This is a genomic window from Glycomyces salinus (genome assembly GCF_016428645.1).
Lineage (GTDB): Bacteria > Actinomycetota > Actinomycetes > Mycobacteriales > Micromonosporaceae > Glycomyces > Glycomyces salinus.
Window position 1 is genome coordinate 1 of sequence record NZ_JAELXW010000209.1, and the last position, 351, is coordinate 351.

The 351-nt window shown below is 69.5% G+C and carries 1 protein-coding gene; it reads left to right on the top strand.

Going from position 1 to position 351, the window contains the following annotated elements:
• Window positions 1–351 (top strand): carbohydrate-binding protein (locus JFB92_RS25075; protein ID WP_199044702.1); only part of this gene is annotated, 351 nt, incomplete at both ends.

Genomic DNA, 351 nt, shown 5'->3' on the forward strand with positions numbered 1-351 from the left:
GCGCCGGCGGTGTGCGACGGGACGATCGATACCAACCACTCCGGCTACTCCGGTACCGGGTTCTGCAACACGCCGAACGAGACCGGTGCGGCCGCCGAGTTCACCGTGGACGCCGACAGCGCCGGTGAGGCGGCGGTGGACATCCGCTTCGCCAACGGCTCCTCCGGCGGCGACCGCGGCGCCGACGTGGTGGTGAACGGGGCCACGGTCGACGCCGCGACCTTCCAGGTCACCGGTTCATGGTCGGACTGGGACACCGAGACGGTCACCGTGCCGTTGGAGGAGGGCGAGAACACCATCAGCCTGGTAGCGACCGACTCCGGCGGCCTGCCCAACATCGACTACCTCGAA